Source organism: Portibacter marinus (genome assembly GCF_021533195.1).
Classification (GTDB): Bacteria; Bacteroidota; Bacteroidia; order Chitinophagales; family Saprospiraceae; genus Portibacter; species Portibacter marinus.
This window is the reverse complement of the sequence record NZ_JAJNKB010000001.1, coordinates 141594-159737: the sequence shown is the minus strand read 5'-3', so window position 1 is coordinate 159737 and position 18144 is coordinate 141594. Positions and strand designations below refer to the sequence as shown.

Below are 18144 nucleotides of genomic sequence, written 5' to 3'. Positions count from 1 at the left end.
TAGCGCTTATTATCAAATCAGAAACAAAATGCCACAGATTAATCAATCATTGGGTGAGTTTATCATTGAAAATCAAAATGAATTTAAATATTCATCCGGAGAACTGTCCCGCCTGATTAATTCGATCAGACTGGCTGCAAAGATGGTCAACCACAAGGTTAACAAAGCAGGATTAGTTGACATTGTAGGTCAAATAGGTGAGACCAATGTGCAGGGAGAAGCCCAACAGAAACTGGATGTCTATGCCAATGATGTTTTTGTCAATGGATTGATTAACAGGAATATAGTTTGTGGAATCGCTACGGAAGAAGAGGAAGATTTTTTATCCATCAAGGGGCGGCAAGGCCGAAACGAGAATAAATACGTGGTTTTGATCGATCCGCTGGATGGTTCTTCTAATATAGATGTCAATGTTTCAGTTGGCACCATATTCTCTATTTACCGCAGAGTTACAGAGGTGGGCAAACCAGTAGAGTTGCAAGACTTTTTGCAGCCGGGGCATAAGCAAGTAGCTGCAGGTTATATCGTTTATGGCACCAGCACTATTTTCGTCTATACTACCGGGCATGGTGTCAATGGTTTTACCCTCAATCCCGCCATTGGAACCTACTACCTTTCCCATCCTAATATGATGTTCCCGGAAAAAGGTTCTATTTACTCTGTGAATGAAGGTCATTATGTCCATTTCCCGCAAGGGGTGAAAGATTACATCAAATATTGTCAGAAAGAAGAGGAAGACAGACCTTATACATCCAGGTATATTGGTTCCATGGTCAGTGATTTCCATCGCAATATGATAAAGGGAGGCATCTATTTTTATTCAAGCACTTCCTCTAACCCTCAAGGTAAATTAAGACTCTTATATGAATGTAATCCTTTGGCGTTCATTGCTGAACAGGCTGGTGGTAAGGCCTCGGATGGTTTTGGTAGAATTCTGGATATCCAACCTACTGAACTACATCAGCGCGTACCCTTCTTCTGCGGTGTAAAATCTATGGTGGATAAGGCAGAAGAGTTTATGCAGAGGTACGATTAGCTGGATGTCGAAACTACCTGAAAAACACAGATTTATAGACCTATCTGACTATGGCCGCAAACCTGCGGCATGGATCGCGCATCAAGTCAAAGATACATATATAACTCCGGTTCACATCACACTCTCCTTTCTGTTTGTGGGAATTGGAGCTTCTTTAGCGATCTTCTATGACATGCCCCTTCTAGCTGGAATTTTGATCATATTAAAGTCAATTCTGGATGCTGCAGATGGAGAATTATCTCGGGTGAAGCAGAAACCCTCTTTCGTAGGAAGGTACTTGGATTCTATTTGTGATATCATATTAAATGCTTCATTTCTCTTCATCATTGGGTATAAAACACATTATGATATTTTATATATTATGATCGCTTTATTAATGATGCAGCTTCAAGGTACACTCTACAATTACTATTATGTCATTTTAAGAAACAGAGTTAGAGGTGATCTTACCAGTCGGGTTTTAGAAACTGAAGCGCCTAAAGCGATGCCGTATGAAAGTCAAAGGCTAGTCACTTTTTTGTATCGCATTTATAACCTCTTGTACATCTTTTTTGATAAAGTGATCTATCATTTAGACCCTTCTGCTTCACAAGATCCTTTATCGCCAACTTGGTTCATGACTGGTGTTTCTATTTTCGGATTAGGGTTTCAGCTCCTGGTCATGGCCTTGCTACTCAACTTGGGTATGGCCTTTTTGATCATACCTTATTTCATAGTAACTTCTCTGGGTATTCCCCTTTTTATCTTTATAAGAAAAACATTTTCGTAGAAGATTGAGAAGGCTTGGTCTTGTAAATTTACCCCCCAGGCAAATATGCGCATAAATGTGCTACATCGGAAAACATATTTCGTTCTACAAAGGTTACATCTCCAGAATTAATACTAATGAGAATAACTTTATTACTAACCCTACTTTTCGTTTTTCAACTTGGATTTTCACAAAGTTTCACGATTAGTGGTAATATTCGAGATGCAGAATCTGGTGAAGACTTAATAGGTGCCACTGTTTCCGTACAGGAACTGCCTGGGACAGGTACTTCTGCTAATGCTTATGGTTTCTATTCCCTGACACTAGAAAAAGGAGAATATACTTTAGTGTACGAATTTATTGGGCTGGAGAATGAGATTAGAAAAATAAATCTGGACAAGCCTCTGGAAATTAATGTGGAGCTGGGCCAGGGATCGATAGAAATGGAAGAGGTAGTGGTTACAGCGGAACGCGAGGATGCCAATGTTTCAGAAACCAAAATGAGTGTTACTAAAATTGATCCCAGAGACATCGAAACCGTTCCTGTTATCTTTGGTGAGAAAGATATTATCAAGACATTGCAACTTACTCCCGGCGTCAAGTCAGCAGGAGAAGGGAACAGTGGATTTTATGTACGAGGTGGTGGTATAGACCAGAACCTAATATTGCTGGATGAAGCTCCTGTCTACAATGCCTCACACTTACTAGGCTTCTTCTCCGTTTTCAATTCTGATGCCATCAAGGATGTAACCTTGTACAAAGGTGGGATTCCCGCAGAGTATGGAGGAAGGGCGTCTTCTGTTATGGATATCAAGATGAAAGATGGGAATAGCAAACGGCTAGGTGTTTCTGGAGGAATAGGTTTGATTTCTTCGCGCTTGACTGTCGAAGCACCTATTGTGAAGGATAAAGGATCTTTCATGATATCTGGCCGCCGGACTTATGCGGATGTATTTCTCAATTTTGCCACCAATGAACAATTGAAGAATTCTACACTGTACTTTTATGATCTTAATGCGAAAGCCAATTATAGAATTGGAAAAAAAGACCGGGTCTACCTGTCAGGATATTTCGGCAGAGACATATTTGGCTTCAATAATAATCAATTTGGTTTTGACTGGGGAAATACCACAGGTACTTTGAGATGGAATCACTTGTTTAGTGACAAATTTTTTTCGAACACTTCGGTTATTTTCAGTGACTATGATTACAAGTTTAAGGTAACTTTTGCTGAGAATGCAAATTTTGCTGTTAGTTCAGGGATTAAGGACTGGAATATTAAACAGGATTTTTCATGGTTTCCTAGCCCTAATAATACGGTGAAGTTTGGTTTCAATGGCATTTATCATACCTTTTTGCCTGGATCCATTTCTACAGATGAAAACAGCATTTTTAATTCAGACACCATTCCTGAAAACTATGCGCTGGAAGGTGCTTTGTACATTCAGAATGAGCAAAAGATTAATTCCTGGTTGAGTCTGAATTATGGATTGAGATATGCCATGTTTAATCAGATTGGTCCCGGAACGGTAAAAACATATAATCCTGATGGGGAAATCACCAGTGAGGAGACCTTTAAGGAGTGGAATAGTATCAAGTATTATGGAGGATTGGAGCCCAGAGTTGCTGCAAAGTTTGGTTTGGACGAGAAAAGTTCATTGAAATTATCATACACCCGGAATTATCAATTTGTACATCTGTTAAGCAATTCAACGACTACAACACCAACAGATGTTTGGGTGCCATCCAGTGTGAATGTGAAACCACAGATCAGTGATCAAATCGCTTTAGGGTATTTCAGAAATCTATTTGACAATGCCTATGAATTTTCATTGGAGACCTATTATAAAACGCTGGAAAACCAGATTGACTATAAGAATGGCGCGGATCTGGTGCTGAACCCTGATGTAGAAAGTGAATTGGTCTTTGGTGATGGTTATGCTTATGGAGCAGAAATATTTCTGAGAAAGCGAAAAGGCGACTTCACCGGTTGGATCAGTTATGCAATCGGTAGAACTTTCAGACGTTTTGCAGAGATTAATAATGGGGACTATTTTCCGGCCAGACAAGACAGAATTCATGATCTGGCAGTTGTGGGCATTTATAATATTACCCCTAGGTGGAATGTTTCCGGAACCTTTGTTTTTTATACAGGGGACGCGGCAACCTTTCCGTCCGGTCGCTATGAATTAGAGGGTATTTCAGTTCCTTATTTTACGGAGAGGAATGGTTATAGATTCCCTAGTTACAACAGAATGGACCTTGGGGTGACCTACATTAGTAGTAAAAGTGATCGATTTGAATCGAGTTGGAATTTGTCGGTTTATAATGTATACGGCAGACAGAATCCATTCACCATTGATTTTAGGCAAAGTGAAGAGAATCCTAATGAAAATGAGGCATTTCAAATTGCCTTGTTCAGATGGGTGCCTTCATTGACCTACAACTTTAAATTTTAGAATGATGAGACTTTGGTTTTATATAATGATGATAGGCTGGTTAGCGATTTCTTGTGAAAAAGTGATTGATATTGACCTAAACGATGCAAATCCTAACATAGTAGTAGAGGCTGAACTCTATCAAGGTGAAAGGGACTTCGAAGTGAAATTGAGTTATACCAGTTCGTTTTTTGAAGAAGAGGAGCAAGAAATTGTAGACAATGCGTTTGTTACATTAACAGAGGTGGGTGGAGAAACCGTGGAAGTACCGTATGCAGAGGATGGACTTTACAGAATCGAAGATTACCTTGCAAAGGACGACAAGCAATATACATTAAGCATTGATGTAGATGGTGTGAATTATTCTTCGACAGCGGATATGCCTCCAAATGTGACCTTGGATTCCATTGAACAGAGAGACCCGATGGGACCATTTATGGGTGATGGAGGAAAGGTTTTATTTCTTCACTGGAACGATAACCCTGACCAGGAGAATTATTATAGGGTGATCTATGCTTTGAATGACACCTTGCGCAGAAGTCGCGAGGATGTTTTCATTTTTGATGATGGGTTTGTCAATGGTAATGAAACGGAGATCCCCTTGTTTGTCAGATTATTCGATCCTGGTGATACTGTCGATGTTCAGTTTTTGGCCATTGACCCTAAAGCATACGATTACCTTCTGACATTAAATACCATTATAGGGAATGGGCAACCAAGTGCTGCACCAGCGAATCCGAATTCTAATTTCACGAATGGTGCTTTAGGTTACTTCGCAGTCTATAATGGTGACCAAAAGCGCATCATTATCGAGGAGTAAATTCTTCTGAAGAGGTAGAATGGGATGAAGGATTACAAGGCCTTATTGGCATAGGTGTGCTTTCAACTAGGATTTATTTGTGAATTTCCTGAATTCATGACTCAATATATGTTGTAATTAATATATTGCAACATAAAATATTAGAGAGATGTCTGAACTTAAGCCTATACTCCATGAATTCTACAAAAATGAAAAAGCCAAAGCTAATGATGTATTTCTGAGACAGCCGGATGGAGGCGTTTATAAGGAATATACTTGGGCAGAAGCCGGTCAGGCTGCTCGTAAGTTTGTCAACGTACTGAAAGGCAAAGGGTATAAAAAGGGGGACCATATTGCATTAATTTCAAAGAATTGTTGTCATTGGATTATAGCGGACCTTGCTTTGATGATGGGTGAATTTGTAAGTGTACCCCTATATGCAAATCTGAGTAATGATCAATTGAATGTTGTGCTCGAAAAAAGTGATGCTAAATTGCTATTGGTGGGAAAATTAGATGAATGGGATCATTTGTCGAAAGGAGTTCCCGCAGATATGCCTATCATCAAATTTCCACACTATCAAGGTAACGCCACTATTGACCGAGGAGAAGATTGGGATGACTTGCTTGCCAATGCACAACCTATGGAAGGTGACCCACTTCCACCTATTAAGGATTTGTGGACCATCTTATTTACTTCAGGAACAACAGGTACACCTAAGGGAGTGATGTTGACCCACGAACACTTGAGTATACTGATTGATAGAGAAATGGAAGAGGCCAATATGGGATTATACGAGATGACTAATCCGAGATTCTTTTCATTTCTTCCATTAAATCACATTGCTGAACGTGTATTGGTAGAAGTCGGAGGTATCACTGCCGGTGGATCTATATCGTTTGCAGAGTCATTAGATACTTTTGTGGATAATTTGAAGAGCACCAATCCTACTCTCTTTTTTGCAGTACCCAGAATCTGGACTAAATTTCAGCAAGGGGTTTTTGCTAAAATGGAGCCGAAGAAGATGGATCGATTACTCAAGATTCCAATTATCTCAGGAATTGTAAAAAATAAAATCAAAAAAGGGCTGGGTTTAGGTGACACTCAGATATTTCTGACTGCTGCTGCTCCAACGCCGGTTGCATTGAAGCGCTGGTATAATCGGCTAGGCATTAAACTCAGGGAGATCTATGGAATGACTGAAACTTGTGGAGGAATTACCATGACTCCTAAGAATGAGGATAAAGAAGGAACCGTCGGAAAAGCCATTTCGATCACAGAAGTAAAATTAGATACTGAAACTGGAGAGATTCTTTCTAAAGCACCCTGGAACATGTCGGGCTACTACAAGGAGGAAGAAAAAACCAGGGAGGTATTGCAAGACGGATGGATGCATACAGGTGACAAAGGAGTGATGGATTCCAATGGTTGGTTGAGAATTGTAGGAAGGACTTCAGATACCTTCAAATCGGCAAAAGGAAAGTACATCTTGCCAGTCCCTATCGAAGATAAATTAATCAGTAATGAAAATATTGAGCAAATTTGTCTGGTAGGACTTGGTCTACCTCAGCCATTGGCACTCATTAATCTGTCTGAAAGTGGAAAAACTGCTTCAAAGGAAAGTGTGGAGGAAAGTTTGACAAATCATCTGGAAGAGGTGAATAAAAACCTTGGAGCTTATGAAAAAGTTTCCAGCTATGTCATTACGAAGGACGACTGGACCATCGATAATAAGCTGATCACTCCGACTTTAAAAGTGAGACGTGGATTCATTCATGATCAATACAATGAAAAGTATGATGACTGGGCAGAATCCAAAGAGAAGGTAATTTGGGAGCAATAAGATTATAAAGCTCTTGATTCGCAGGTTCGCGGTGCATAGTCAGGACAGAGCTGTGGAGGAATAGCAGCGTAGATAAAGTGCACTTTGCCATTGTTGAGATGCATAGATCCTGTCACTTCTACATTGCAATCACTTGAGAAGAAATCTTTTGATAACTTAAATTCATCAGAGTTCCAATTGGCCTCTATGGATGTATTTTGATCGTTAAAGTTGGAAATAATGATGCCCTCATTGCTGTCTTGATTTCTTTCGATTGTAATGGTGTATTGATTAGGCTGACTTGAGCAGGTCTCCGTCATTTCATGCTGGCCCAACAAGTCGCTTATGATCTTTTCTACGTCAAATTCACAACAACAATCTACCATCGCATCTCGATCGAAATTGCTGCCAAATTCATTGGTGCAACCTCTTTTTTGACTGCATGAAAATAATAGACCGATGCCAAATAAAATGAGATACTTCATAATATCATTGACATCAAAACTATGAATAACCCTATATCGACGTAGGAATAAAGATGTTGCTTTAGATGAGCAAATGTCTTACAGAACTAAATAATTCTCTAATCACCCTTATTGCCAATCTTTGTAATGTTCGTGGTTTTTAATTCAATTTCACCTTCGATGGGCACCAAGTTCTTTTTAGTCACCACATCAGTGGGCTTCGCGCCCTTACCGTTGAAGGTTGCTTTAATCTGACCTTCGCTAAATTGAGATATGTTGACTTCTCCTTCGATCATAGTTATGCTGGACATACTACCCATGCTATCTCCCGGCAGAAACTGAACATTAATTTTTTGCTTTGCTCCCGGCGTAAACATAAATGCATTTAGCGTTCCTGCCGGGTCAGCGATAAAGTCCTCTGGTCCATAGATGTTAAATATTAAAGCATCCTTGCTTTTTACATCCTTGAACCTAATTGCGACGAAAGACTTTTCACCAGCAAAATTGAAGGACATATCACAGTAATTATCCTGAAGTTGCTCAGAATTGTAATCTTTACCATCTACAGTTACCTTGAAAAAGCCTGAAACGCGATCATCATTTTTAGGAAGAGTTCTATTTTCGCTGTTCTCTTCTTCAGAGACTTCACTTCCATTAACTTTTGGAGTTTCTGAATTTCCGCACGAGACCAGTATTGAGGCGAACAGAAATAGTGGCAATATAAATTTCATATTGAGTGGGTTTGTTTTCATAAAATATACGAAATATCTGGGAATCCAAAATTTAAACAAATAGACAACAATTACAGAATGTCAGATATCGATAAACTTTAGGAATAATAAGGTTATGTATCTGTAGAGATGTGATCCCAGTCTTGATTCTTGTGAGTGGTTAACCAATTTAAGGCGTATAAACGCTCATATACGACTCCCGGGTGAACTTTCTCTACTTCTCTGCCTTTCTTTTTAGCATCTAAGCAGGCCCAATAGAATCTATAGTACAAATCTTTAGCGTCTACAATGGACGAGTACTCAATAACTGTCCGATGCTTTTCCATAAATTCAGATGGTTTCAGCTCAGACCCGATAGGGTAGTGTTCCCCGTCAATCTTAGACAAATCTGCCATCTTATTAGGAAAGTTTAATTCATCCACAATGCCTAAAGCCCAGCACAGTGTCCATATTCCTTCACATTTCCAGGTCTCAAATGTTTTAGCCTCTTGGGTAGGATTTTTAAGAAATTCAATTTCCTGAGGAGTCAGTAAGTTTATTATTTCGTGTTTATTGGCAAATTGCAAAGCTTGCTCACCTTTGATATTATTAAAGGCTACCAAATTGGTCAAAGCCAAGGCCACTATCCGTTCACTGATCTCTTTCGCGCTCCTAAATGTTGTGTTTTCCTCAGTGGGAATAGGAGGCAGTTTAGGATTAACTGTGATGCCAAGACTCTTAATATATTTTTCTGACGTCGTCTTACGGTCCGCCTGTTCAGGTATTTCAGTTTCACTTCCATCAAAATATTTTGCTAAAATTTCGACTTTCAGTTCAGAAACATTACTGTTACCTTCAGTATCGAGGATGAGGTTAAGGTCCTGATCTAACCAGGACTGATTCAGGCTATTCATCAGCCCTGTTCTTGGCTGGGCAAAAACCACGGCATCTGTTGCAGATGCAAGATGATCAACCAGTGCTTTAAATTCCTTTTCCGCATTACTTTCCATAATGATGGAGAATTCGGAATTGATGGTCTCTATTTTTTTTAGAAGCAAATTTTTAATGTCTTCATATTTGGTCTGAATGGATTGAACCAAATTATACATCCCTTGAAGATTAGAAGTAACTGGACAATTGACATCCTTAAGTTCAAACCCTAAGGTATCCCGTTCACGATATCTGATCTTAATTCTCTTTTTTCCTTGAAGAAAACCACTTTTCATGGTGATGGAAGCCTCCGTAAATTCATTTTTTCTTTCATACTGCCATTCAGCTTTAGGAAAGACCGATTTGGCTTCATTCGTGATTTGATCGAAATTTGCTTTATGAGAATAGAGTGTAGCTATATAGTTAGTCATTGGTTTACATATTATAAACGGGCGTAATATATGATAAATTTACAAATATGTATGTATGACGTTTAGTTTAGACGATGTCATTGTAAGGAGCAACATTAATCCAATGAACCAGCTCTTCCGCAAAGTCAATAATGTTTAAAACCTCACTAATTTTTATTTGCTGATTTCTCATATAAAATATGAAAAGGTCTTCTCTGCATTCTACTGTTATTTTCGGATTTTCCAGTAAGGTTTCCATAGCTTGAGTGGAAAGGGAAATGGGAGGAATGGTCTTGAAGTTTTTGTCAAATATACTATTCAAGTCGCCCCTCCTTGATCTTCGGAAAAGTTTTGAGAGTCCTTTGAGAGGTTTGATCATAAAGTATCCGGCGTTGACAGTCGAATGATGAATTTCTACTACTGATGTCACCTTGGTTTCTAGGTCTTTGGTTATGATAAAATCATAAAAGCGAATGTGAAGGTCAGATCTCTCCTGGGACTTAAAGTCAATAATACCCAACAGCCTCTTTACTCCCTTTTTATCGAATAATTTAAATTCTTTTAATCTGGTCTGCTGTTCACCAAAAGGTTCACGCTTAATAAACTGCAATTGGTTTTCATAGGCCAATCTGCTAAGCGATTGAGTTCTTTCGTTTTTGGTAAAATTGTCATATATGCTAATCAGGTCTTCGAACAAAGTGGGTTTGTTTAGTAAGTTGGATTAAAAATAGTGCAAATAAAATACATGTTAATAAATTGGATAATTTTTAGACTAAAGTTTATATTGAGCACTATAAAAATTTGACTCCAGGTCAAATAACAATATTTAATTACTCACTTTGCTGTCTAGGCAGAAGAACAAACTACTAACTAATGAAAAAGCTAATCCTACTAATGTCGATCCTTATTTTATTCGGTTGCTCGAAAGAGTCAGGATTGATTCAAGTTGACCAAATTAAATTAACTGATCCATTTGAAAAGTCTAAAATCAATGCTGAAATTGACCAGCAAATGAGAAATAACCAAATCTTATATTGGTCAAATATGTCGAACGAAATGATATGGAGTGCTGCATTGCAATCCGATTCCATAATCTCAGTAGGTTACACCATTGAGGGAGTTCAGGTAGAACAAGAGATTCATGAAATTGATGTGGATGATGATCAATGGGTTGCAAAAGCTGATGATTTGATATCGCTGATCAAAAGATACGAAGGAGATATAGACATAGAAAAACATGCCGTTTTGCCACAGCTGCAATTTCGGGTGACCAGTTTAGCACTGATCCGGGAATTAAATGCCCGTCAAGATGTCAGATATGTAGAACCTTTAGGCTACAATATGGAATTAATTAATGACCGCTCTTCATCAGGATGTGATGGTGCTCCGAATTTCAGTATTCCTACCAGTGATTATAGTACCATATCACCAAATACCAAAATGCCCTGGAACTTTTCTCATGCGAACATTCCTTCTGCCTGGAATAGCGCTCAGGGAGATAACATAGGTATCTGCATATTGGATACAGGTGGATCATTCAGTCAGGATAATATTGGTTCTGCATTTACACAAGGCAATTCGGGTAGTCGTTCTGTCAGTAAAGTCAGTACAAAATACAGTGGAAGCTGGTGGTGGAAGAAAAAAGATTCAGCTAATGATCCATGTGGACACGGTACGGCAATGGCCGGGATGGCTGTTGCACCCAGAGGTACGGACGGAAATTCTGTAGGAGTTGCTTACAAATCTGATTTGCTGACCATTAGGGGGACTGAAGATGTATTGGTTAATAGCTCTAATGAAAAAAACGGCGTTAGAGATGGATTGGTTTTGGCTGGTGGTCGCTCTAATATTGATATCATCAATATGTCGATTGGTGATATTTTCTACAGCGGAACTGTAGCCGATGGTATTTATTATGCCTACAACAAAGGCAAATTAATATTTGCGGCAGCGGGTACCTCTTTTTCAATCACAACCTGGGTAGGTGTGGTCTTTCCAGCGACAATGAGCCAAACAGTTGCTGTGACGGGTGTTAAGGATGGATCATCACTACAAAAGTGTGGCAATTGTCATTCAGGTTCTCAAGTGGACTTCGTTGTGACAATGGAAAAGAGCAATGGTGGAAGTACACCCATTACTCTTTCCTCCAGTAATACCAACCAGCCCAAATATACAGGGGGCTCTTCTTGTGCTACTTCTATGATGTCAGGAATCGCTGCATTGGTATGGAGTACCAACACATCGATGTCCAGAAGTCAGGTAATGTCAAAATTGAAAAATGCTTCGCAATATTATCCATCTCGTTCATCTCAATATGGATGGGGTAGAGTGGATGCTTCTGTGGCTGTTAGTGGCAATTGATCAGAAAGTTGCGAACAGGGTTCTGATTTTTATGCAGTGAGCTTTTGGTTAGATTAAAAAAATTAACTTTGCTGGCAAATTAATCAGTTTAAAGCTTTATGAAAATTAGTTGGAAGAAGATCATTCCGCACTTGATTGCCTTGGTCGTTTTTATACTATTGGCATCTATTTATTTTAATCCGCAGCTGCAAGGAAAGAGATTGCCAATGGGTGACATCACCTCTTTTATTGGAATGTCTAAAGAAGCGGTGGATTTCGAAAAAGAAACAGGTGAACAGACCTTGTGGACCAATTCCATGTTTGGTGGAATGCCTACTTTTCAGATGTCAGCAAAGCAGAAAAGTAATTTGGTAAAGTATATTGAAAGAACTTCCCAATTGTTTTTTAGCAGGCCGATTGGCTACTTTATAGGAGCGATGTTTTTCTTCTATGTGACGATGCTGCTACTTGGAGTCAATCCATGGTTGAGTATTTTAGGTGCCATTGCGTTTAGTTTTACAACAAACAACCTGGTTTTATTTGAAGCTGGTCATGCCAGTAAAATCAGAGCACTTATTCCGAGTGTTATGATTGTGGGAGGTACCATCTTAGCATATCGCCATAAATTTATGGTAGGAGCGCTTGCCTTTATGATAGGAATGGCTGTCAATCTGCACGCAAATCACTACCAGATGACTTACTACCTGGGTATATTGATGGTTGTATATGTTCTCTTCGAACTGTACAGGCATATTAAAAATAAGGACCTGAAGAATTTTGGAATAGCAAGCGGCATACTTTTGTTTTGTTTGCTAATAGCCTTGGGCACCTCTGCCTCCAAATTAATGACAACAGCAGAATATGCTGAGGATACCATGAGGGGCAAACCTATCATAGAAAACAAAAGCGAGCAAGTAAATTCGAGTAGTGAGACAGATGGTTTAGAATTTAATTATGCCATGAATTGGAGTAATAATACGCTGGACCTGTTCTCATCCTTCATACCGGGATTCGTTGGTGGAGGTAGCGCAGAGCCTGTTGCACCCTCATCAGCCATCGCAAAGTCACTCAGAGGAAGAGCCAATATAGAACGTGCACCACTTTATTGGGGAGGACTTCCAAGTACTTCCGGTCCAATATATTTCGGAGCTGTCATGTTCTTTCTATTCATATTTGGTTTGTTTATAGTTAAAGGTCCGGTAAAATGGTGGCTACTTACGGGTGTGGTACTGACCTTTATGTTTTCAATGGGTAAAAACCTGGAGTGGTTCAATAGACTGTTTTTTGATTATGTCCCTCTGTTTAATAAGTTCAGAACACCAAACTCTGTACTGAGTGTCACCGCAATCTTGATTCCATTTCTGGGTATATTAGGACTACATCAACTATCGAAGTCAGACATCGATAGGTATAAGACATTAAAGCAATTGTACATTTCAACTGGAATTTTGGGCGGGATTTGCTTGATAATGGCTCTTATTGGTCCTGCACTTTTTGATTTTGCGGGTAACAACGATGCCAGGTATGGTCAGATGGGATATGATGTCAATGCTTTAATTAAAGACAGAAAAGCCTTGTTAAGAAGAGATTCTATAAGGTCTCTCGCTTTTATTTTATTAGCCGCATCACTCATCTGGGCATATATCAAAAACAAACTAAGAATGCCATATGTCTTTGCCGGATTGACATTGCTTACTATTATAGATTTGTTTGGCATAGGAAAAAGATATGTGAATTCTAATGATTTTGTGGAGCCAAGGGCCATCGAAAATCAGTACCAACCTAGAGACGTGGACCAATATCTATTAAAAGACACCGATCCGCATTTTAGAGTACATGATATGACCAAAGATCCTTGGAGTTCTTCCTTTGCCTCTTATTTTCATAAAACCATCGGTGGATACAGTCCAGCTAAATTGCAACGCATCGAGGATCTATACAATTATCATATCAGTAAAGGGAATATCAATGTATTTAACATGTTGAATACCAAGTATTTTATTACCAATGACGAGAATGGTAAGCCACAGGTCCAACCGAACATGAGTGCTTTAGGAAATGCCTGGTTTGTAGAAGATATCATCATCGTGAAGACTAACCTGGAAGAGATCAATGGGCTAAATGGTGTGGATCCTGCTAAGACGGCTTTGGTTCATCAGGAATTTCAGGGCTATTTTAGCGATTGGAAAGTGACCAGATCGGACAATGCCAGGATTCAATTGACAGAATATCAACCTAACAAATTAACTTATACTACAACAGGTACCGGTGATAAATTAGCCGTATTTTCAGAGATGTGGTATGGTCCCGATAAAGGATGGCAAGCATATTTGGATGGAGAACCAGTGGATCACATTAGAGTGAATTATGCGTTGAGGGCGATGAAAGTGCCACCAGGTAGTCATACCATAGTCTTTGAATTTGATCCACAGACCTATAAAACCGGTGAGATGATCTCCTTAATTTCCTCTATGTTTTTACTTGGTTTTCTGGGTTTTATGATTTTTAGATTGTTCACAGGGAGAAACACTGAAGCATGAATGATTTAACCGTAAAAGATGAAAAGGGTCTAAGAGTCATCACCATTAATCGACCTAAGGCTATGAACGCTTTAAATGCTCCATTGATTAGAGCGATTGGCGAAGCTTGTCAAGCCACTAAAGATGATGCAACTATTCATGGCATAATCATTACAGGTGCAGGAGATAAAGCATTTGCAGCAGGAGCAGATATAAAAGGATTTCCAGAACTTTCTCAAGAGGATGCCATCCAACTTTCTAGAGAAGGACATGAGATTTTCACTGACATTGAAAATTTTCCAAAGCCAGTTATTGCGGCAATCAATGGCTATGCTTTAGGAGGTGGTCTGGAGTTGGCCATGTCCTGTCACATGAGGATTGCGACTGAGAATGCCATGTTTGGTATGCCAGAAGTCAAGCTGGGTTTGATCCCCGGATATGGTGGAACACAGCGTTTGGCTCATTTAATTGGAAAAGCCAAAGCTATGGAGTTTATACTTACGGCTAATATGATGGATGCCCGAGAAGCTTATCGCTTGGGCCTTGTCAACGAGGTGGTGGGCAGTGAAGCACTTGTGGCCAAAGCAGAAGAGTTACTTCAGACCATTGCTAAGCGAGGCCCCCTGGCCATCAGTCATGCCATTAAGAACATCAATCTTTCTGTAACCGACCAGGGTTTCGAATCTGAGATCAGTAGTTTTGCGAAATTGATGGTTTCTGATCAGGCAAGAGAAGGAGTAGCAGCCTTTATTGAGAAAAGAAAGCCAGATTTTAAGAAGTTGAGTTAGAACGCTTAATGAGGAAGTATACACATGTGCTGACAAAATTTCTGAAAAAAGGAATGTCCTTAATGATCGGCAATTGATTTCTTGGTTTTAGATTGAACTTGTACTTGTATATGGGATTGATCAAAAACTGTTTTTGATCCATAATGTTGAATTTGTTACTTCGAACAATCCGCTTGAATCTTTCTATGGATATTCCAGTATCCTTGATTTCCATGAGCTCTTTTACGGTGCCTTCTTTCTCACCTGCAGCCTTTAGAATGGATTTATAAATTGGTTTTGGGAGGAGGTGATAGTAAGGTAATAGAGATAAAATTTTATTAGAGCATATTTGCTGATGCCCTCCGAAAGGCATGTACCAAGGAGGAAATCCGAAAAACACCATTCCCTGCGGCTTTAGGTAAGCGGGTAAACGCTCAATGAATGCCGCTTGATTTGGGATATGCTCAATGACATCTTTTAAAATAATCAAATCGAACTGATGACCGATGTCATTCATGACGTCTATTTGCATGATGTCATTGACAAAAAATTTGATATGCCCATCCTTCAGTTCTTCCTGAAAGAATGTTTTAGCGGTTTCTACCCTTGCTTGATGCAGCTCGATTCCGGTACAATAGTGCCCCCGTTTTGTAAACGCTTTAAGCACTCCTGCTTCTGCACACCCTATTTCTAAAATATGTTTAGGGGTTGTCAGGTCAATGTGTTGACTTACAAAGGGGATGATGTATTCTGCAGAAGTATTTTTCTGCATTTCAAAATACCTCTTTTTATCTTTATGGAATTCGTACATAGGTTAACCACCACACTCAATCCGGAGCTTATTGATTTGAGTTTCCCAAAGATCTTTTTGTTCATCTACTTCATCGTCATCGCACCAGTCGATTATTTCCAGGACGGTTTCATTCGTTACATCGGATTTGTACATCTTGAATTCCAGATATTCATCATCATCAGCATCTTCCCATTGAAATTTCAGACGCTCCTCTTCGATGTCATCGATAAGTTCAGCTACTTCTTCAGCTCCATCCCATGAAAAGGTATATACATCATCCTGAATGTCCACTTCATCACAAAACCAGCGAATCAATGTAGAAGGACTTGTTAGGAAGCTATATAATATAGCGGGAGAAGCTCTAAATATAAACTCCATATTTATTTGCACTCTACTCATTCACAATCTTTTATCTATAGTGGTATTCTTTATTTGAAAAACGCCGAATTATCTTGTCCGACGGGCGCAATTAAAAATAAATAATCCATTTTATCAAATATTTTGAACTTTTTTTGTGGTGTGTCAATTAATAATCTGTCTAATGTTATGAAACATTCACATTCGATATTTGGGAATCGCATAATTATAATCTAATTTTGCAACCTTTTACGTAAAGGTATCAATTACAAGTTGGTACAATATTTTCTAATTAGCTAATAATACCAAAAGTAGATTAATGAGGCAACTTAAGATCACTAAGTCCATTACTAACAGAGAGAGCCAGTCTCTCGAAAAATACCTTCAGGAAATCGGAAAAGTGGATTTGCTTACTCCGGAAGAAGAGGTAGAATTAGCAAAACAGATCAAAGAAGGCAATCAGGAAGCATTGGAGAAGTTAACCAAAGCTAACTTGAGATTTGTCGTTTCAGTAGCCAAGCAATATCAGAATCAGGGCTTGTCACTGAGTGATTTGATTAACGAAGGAAATTTAGGTCTGATCAAAGCCGCACAGCGATTTGATGAAACAAGAGGATTTAAATTTATTTCATATGCTGTATGGTGGATCCGTCAGTCTATCCTCCAGGCTTTAGCAGAACAGTCTCGAATAGTAAGGTTACCCTTAAATAAGGTAGGGTCCTTGAATAAAATTAATAGAGCGTTCTCCGAGTTGGAGCAAGAATTTGAAAGAGAACCATCGTCTGAAGAGTTAGCAGAACTCTTGGACATCCCTACTGAAGAAGTAGAAACTACGCTAGGAGTGGCTGCGAGACATGTCTCGATGGATGCACCTTTTGTGGAAGGAGAAGATAATTCATTACTTGACGTTTTGGAGAATTCTAAGACGCCACTCACGGATTCAAAACTAGAATATGGTGAGTCTTTGAGAAGAGAGATCGAAAGATCATTGAGCACGTTGACCGACAGACAATGTGATGTTATCAAATTGTATTTCGGTATAGGTGTAGAGCATCCCATGTCGTTAGAGGACATCGGAGAGAAATTTGGACTTACCAGAGAGCGTGTAAGACAGATAAAAGACAAAGCAATCAATAAATTGCGTAGTGCTTCGAGAAGTAAATTATTGAAACACTATTTAGGTGCTTAAAAAACATAAGAGGACTTCGGTCCTCTTTTTTTTTTCCGTGTAATTTAATGTGTCTGTTCAAGAAGGTCAATCTACAAAGACTGTCATCTAATGACCAGTTGGTAAATGTGACAGCAAATAAATTTGCCGGGCAATGGTAGTCTTAAATTATCGGGCATGAGTAGAATCAAAGGCTCTGACAATTTATTGGCAGGTGGACGTGGCACTTGGTATTTAATCTGATTTATGAAGGCAAATAAATTTGCTGGGCCTTGGGCAATATCTATTGTGCCAGCGTTGCGTATGTTACAACTGGTTGATCAACTTTTCTTCGTCCAGAGAAATGGGGCGCTGAATCGATTCCTCCAGTGAAATAAATGTCTCCGTCCTTTGTATTCCTGAAATACGTTGGATTTTTTCAGATAACACCTGCCTTAAATGGTTGGTGTCACGGCAGATTACCCTTGCAAAGATGCTGTAAACACCAGTGGTATAATGCGCAGAAACAATTTCAGGAATGGCTCTGAGCTGCTCGATGACCTCTTTATACATCGAGCTTTCTTTTAGGTATATGCCAAGGAAGGCACTAAGATCATATCCCAACATTACGTGATCTATATTGAGATAAGCCCCTTTCACAATTCCCAGATCCTGCAGTTTCTTCATCCTGACATGGATGGTACCTCCCGAAACGAATAACTTTTTTCCAATCTCAGTATAAGGAGTTTTGGCATCCTCCATCAAAACAGAAAGTATTTTTAAATCCAGGTCATCTATATCAAGTGGCTTGTTTCTCATATTCATTATCTAAAATGTCAGCACAAATTTCGCATTAAAGTTACG

At 39.1% G+C, this 18144-nt stretch carries 16 protein-coding genes; 9 read left to right on the top strand and 7 right to left on the bottom strand.

From position 1 onward, the window contains the following. Positions 1-28: 28 nt before the first annotated feature. The 5 genes from fbp to L2567_RS00725 all read left to right on the top strand — a co-directional run bounded on the left by fbp (position 29) and on the right by L2567_RS00725 (position 6864). Positions 29-1036 carry a class 1 fructose-bisphosphatase gene (fbp, locus tag L2567_RS00745; RefSeq protein ID WP_235295769.1) on the top strand — a complete coding sequence of 336 codons (1008 nt, stop codon included), beginning with the start codon at positions 29-31 and terminating at the stop codon, positions 1034-1036. Between the two features lie 4 nt (positions 1037-1040). Beyond that, positions 1041-1805, top strand: coding sequence for a CDP-alcohol phosphatidyltransferase family protein (locus tag L2567_RS00740; RefSeq protein WP_235295768.1), 765 nt, complete (start codon positions 1041-1043; stop codon positions 1803-1805). A gap of 116 nt (positions 1806-1921) precedes the next feature. Then, positions 1922-4243 carry a TonB-dependent receptor gene (locus tag L2567_RS00735; protein ID WP_235295767.1) on the top strand — a complete coding sequence of 774 codons (2322 nt, stop codon included), beginning with the start codon at positions 1922-1924 and terminating at the stop codon, positions 4241-4243. A 1-nt stretch (position 4244) separates the two neighbouring features. Further along, positions 4245-5042, top strand: a complete 798-nt coding sequence (locus tag L2567_RS00730) for a DUF4249 domain-containing protein (protein WP_235295766.1) — start codon at positions 4245-4247, stop codon at positions 5040-5042. A 148-nt stretch (positions 5043-5190) separates the two neighbouring features. Continuing rightward, on the top strand, positions 5191-6864 hold the full coding sequence (locus L2567_RS00725) for an AMP-binding protein (protein ID WP_235295765.1): 1674 nt from the start codon (positions 5191-5193) through the stop codon (positions 6862-6864). Positions 6865-6866: 2 nt separating this feature from the next. Here the strand turns inward: L2567_RS00725 and L2567_RS00720 are convergent, their stop codons facing one another. The 4 genes from L2567_RS00720 to L2567_RS00705 all read right to left on the bottom strand — a co-directional run bounded on the left by L2567_RS00720 (position 6867) and on the right by L2567_RS00705 (position 10054). Next, complete coding sequence (locus L2567_RS00720; RefSeq protein ID WP_235295764.1) at positions 6867-7328, bottom strand: hypothetical protein; 462 nt, start codon at positions 7326-7328, stop codon at positions 6867-6869. A 98-nt stretch (positions 7329-7426) separates the two neighbouring features. Then, entirely contained in the window at positions 7427-8038 is a 612-nt protein-coding gene (locus L2567_RS00715) for a hypothetical protein (protein ID WP_235295763.1), read from the bottom strand. Positions 8039-8151: 113 nt separating this feature from the next. Continuing rightward, a complete protein-coding gene (locus L2567_RS00710; RefSeq protein WP_235295762.1) occupies positions 8152-9378 on the bottom strand; it encodes a DUF4272 domain-containing protein in 1227 nt (408 codons plus the stop codon). Positions 9379-9445: 67 nt separating this feature from the next. Next, entirely contained in the window at positions 9446-10054 is a 609-nt protein-coding gene (locus tag L2567_RS00705; RefSeq protein ID WP_235295761.1) for a hypothetical protein, read from the bottom strand. A gap of 176 nt (positions 10055-10230) precedes the next feature. Between L2567_RS00705 and L2567_RS00700 the strand changes: the two genes are divergently transcribed. The 3 genes from L2567_RS00700 to L2567_RS00690 all read left to right on the top strand — a co-directional run bounded on the left by L2567_RS00700 (position 10231) and on the right by L2567_RS00690 (position 15004). Beyond that, a complete protein-coding gene (locus L2567_RS00700; RefSeq protein WP_235295760.1) occupies positions 10231-11718 on the top strand; it encodes a S8 family peptidase in 1488 nt (495 codons plus the stop codon). Between the two features lie 98 nt (positions 11719-11816). After that, positions 11817-14237 (top strand): YfhO family protein, encoded by a 2421-nt coding sequence (locus L2567_RS00695; RefSeq protein ID WP_235295759.1) that lies wholly within the window; start codon positions 11817-11819, stop codon positions 14235-14237. Continuing rightward, the gene (locus tag L2567_RS00690) at positions 14234-15004 is read left to right on the top strand and encodes an enoyl-CoA hydratase/isomerase family protein (RefSeq protein ID WP_235295758.1); all 771 of its coding nucleotides are present in this window, start codon (positions 14234-14236) and stop codon (positions 15002-15004) included. The genes L2567_RS00695 and L2567_RS00690 overlap by 4 nt, the downstream gene beginning before the upstream one ends. On the opposite strand, the gene L2567_RS00685 is transcribed toward L2567_RS00690, so the two are convergent. Together L2567_RS00685 and L2567_RS00680 are read right to left on the bottom strand one after the other, a co-directional pair. Then, positions 14988-15794, bottom strand: coding sequence for a class I SAM-dependent methyltransferase (locus L2567_RS00685; RefSeq protein ID WP_235295757.1), 807 nt, complete (start codon positions 15792-15794; stop codon positions 14988-14990). The genes L2567_RS00690 and L2567_RS00685 overlap by 17 nt on opposite strands. Before the next feature lie 3 nt (positions 15795-15797). Next, positions 15798-16175 (bottom strand): START-like domain-containing protein, encoded by a 378-nt coding sequence (locus L2567_RS00680; RefSeq protein ID WP_235295756.1) that lies wholly within the window; start codon positions 16173-16175, stop codon positions 15798-15800. 277 nt (positions 16176-16452) lie between these two features. On the opposite strand from L2567_RS00680, the gene L2567_RS00675 reads away from it, so the two are divergent. After that, on the top strand, positions 16453-17322 hold the full coding sequence (locus L2567_RS00675; protein ID WP_235293020.1) for a sigma-70 family RNA polymerase sigma factor: 870 nt from the start codon (positions 16453-16455) through the stop codon (positions 17320-17322). A gap of 285 nt (positions 17323-17607) precedes the next feature. On the opposite strand, the gene L2567_RS00670 is transcribed toward L2567_RS00675, so the two are convergent. Further along, positions 17608-18099, bottom strand: coding sequence for an Lrp/AsnC ligand binding domain-containing protein (locus L2567_RS00670; RefSeq protein WP_235295755.1), 492 nt, complete (start codon positions 18097-18099; stop codon positions 17608-17610). Between the last annotated feature and the right edge of the window lie 45 nt (positions 18100-18144).

Excerpts from the sequence above, each read along its gene's own strand:
- fbp (WP_235295769.1), top strand. The coding sequence starts at position 29 with ATGCCACAGATTAATCAATCATTGGGTGAGTTTATCATTGAAAATCAA.
- L2567_RS00740 (WP_235295768.1), top strand. The coding sequence starts at position 1,041 with ATGTCGAAACTACCTGAAAAACACAGATTTATAGACCTATCTGACTAT.
- L2567_RS00735 (WP_235295767.1), top strand. The coding sequence starts at position 1,922 with ATGAGAATAACTTTATTACTAACCCTACTTTTCGTTTTTCAACTTGGA.
- L2567_RS00730 (WP_235295766.1), top strand. The coding sequence starts at position 4,245 with ATGATGAGACTTTGGTTTTATATAATGATGATAGGCTGGTTAGCGATT.
- L2567_RS00725 (WP_235295765.1), top strand. The coding sequence starts at position 5,191 with ATGTCTGAACTTAAGCCTATACTCCATGAATTCTACAAAAATGAAAAA.
- L2567_RS00720 (WP_235295764.1), bottom strand. The coding sequence starts at position 7,328 with ATGAAGTATCTCATTTTATTTGGCATCGGTCTATTATTTTCATGCAGT.
- L2567_RS00715 (WP_235295763.1), bottom strand. The coding sequence starts at position 8,038 with ATGAAATTTATATTGCCACTATTTCTGTTCGCCTCAATACTGGTCTCG.
- L2567_RS00710 (WP_235295762.1), bottom strand. The coding sequence starts at position 9,378 with ATGACTAACTATATAGCTACACTCTATTCTCATAAAGCAAATTTCGAT.
- L2567_RS00700 (WP_235295760.1), top strand. The coding sequence starts at position 10,231 with ATGAAAAAGCTAATCCTACTAATGTCGATCCTTATTTTATTCGGTTGC.
- L2567_RS00695 (WP_235295759.1), top strand. The coding sequence starts at position 11,817 with ATGAAAATTAGTTGGAAGAAGATCATTCCGCACTTGATTGCCTTGGTC.
- L2567_RS00690 (WP_235295758.1), top strand. The coding sequence starts at position 14,234 with ATGAATGATTTAACCGTAAAAGATGAAAAGGGTCTAAGAGTCATCACC.
- L2567_RS00685 (WP_235295757.1), bottom strand. The coding sequence starts at position 15,794 with ATGTACGAATTCCATAAAGATAAAAAGAGGTATTTTGAAATGCAGAAA.
- L2567_RS00680 (WP_235295756.1), bottom strand. The coding sequence starts at position 16,175 with ATGAGTAGAGTGCAAATAAATATGGAGTTTATATTTAGAGCTTCTCCC.
- L2567_RS00675 (WP_235293020.1), top strand. The coding sequence starts at position 16,453 with ATGAGGCAACTTAAGATCACTAAGTCCATTACTAACAGAGAGAGCCAG.
- L2567_RS00670 (WP_235295755.1), bottom strand. The coding sequence starts at position 18,099 with ATGAGAAACAAGCCACTTGATATAGATGACCTGGATTTAAAAATACTT.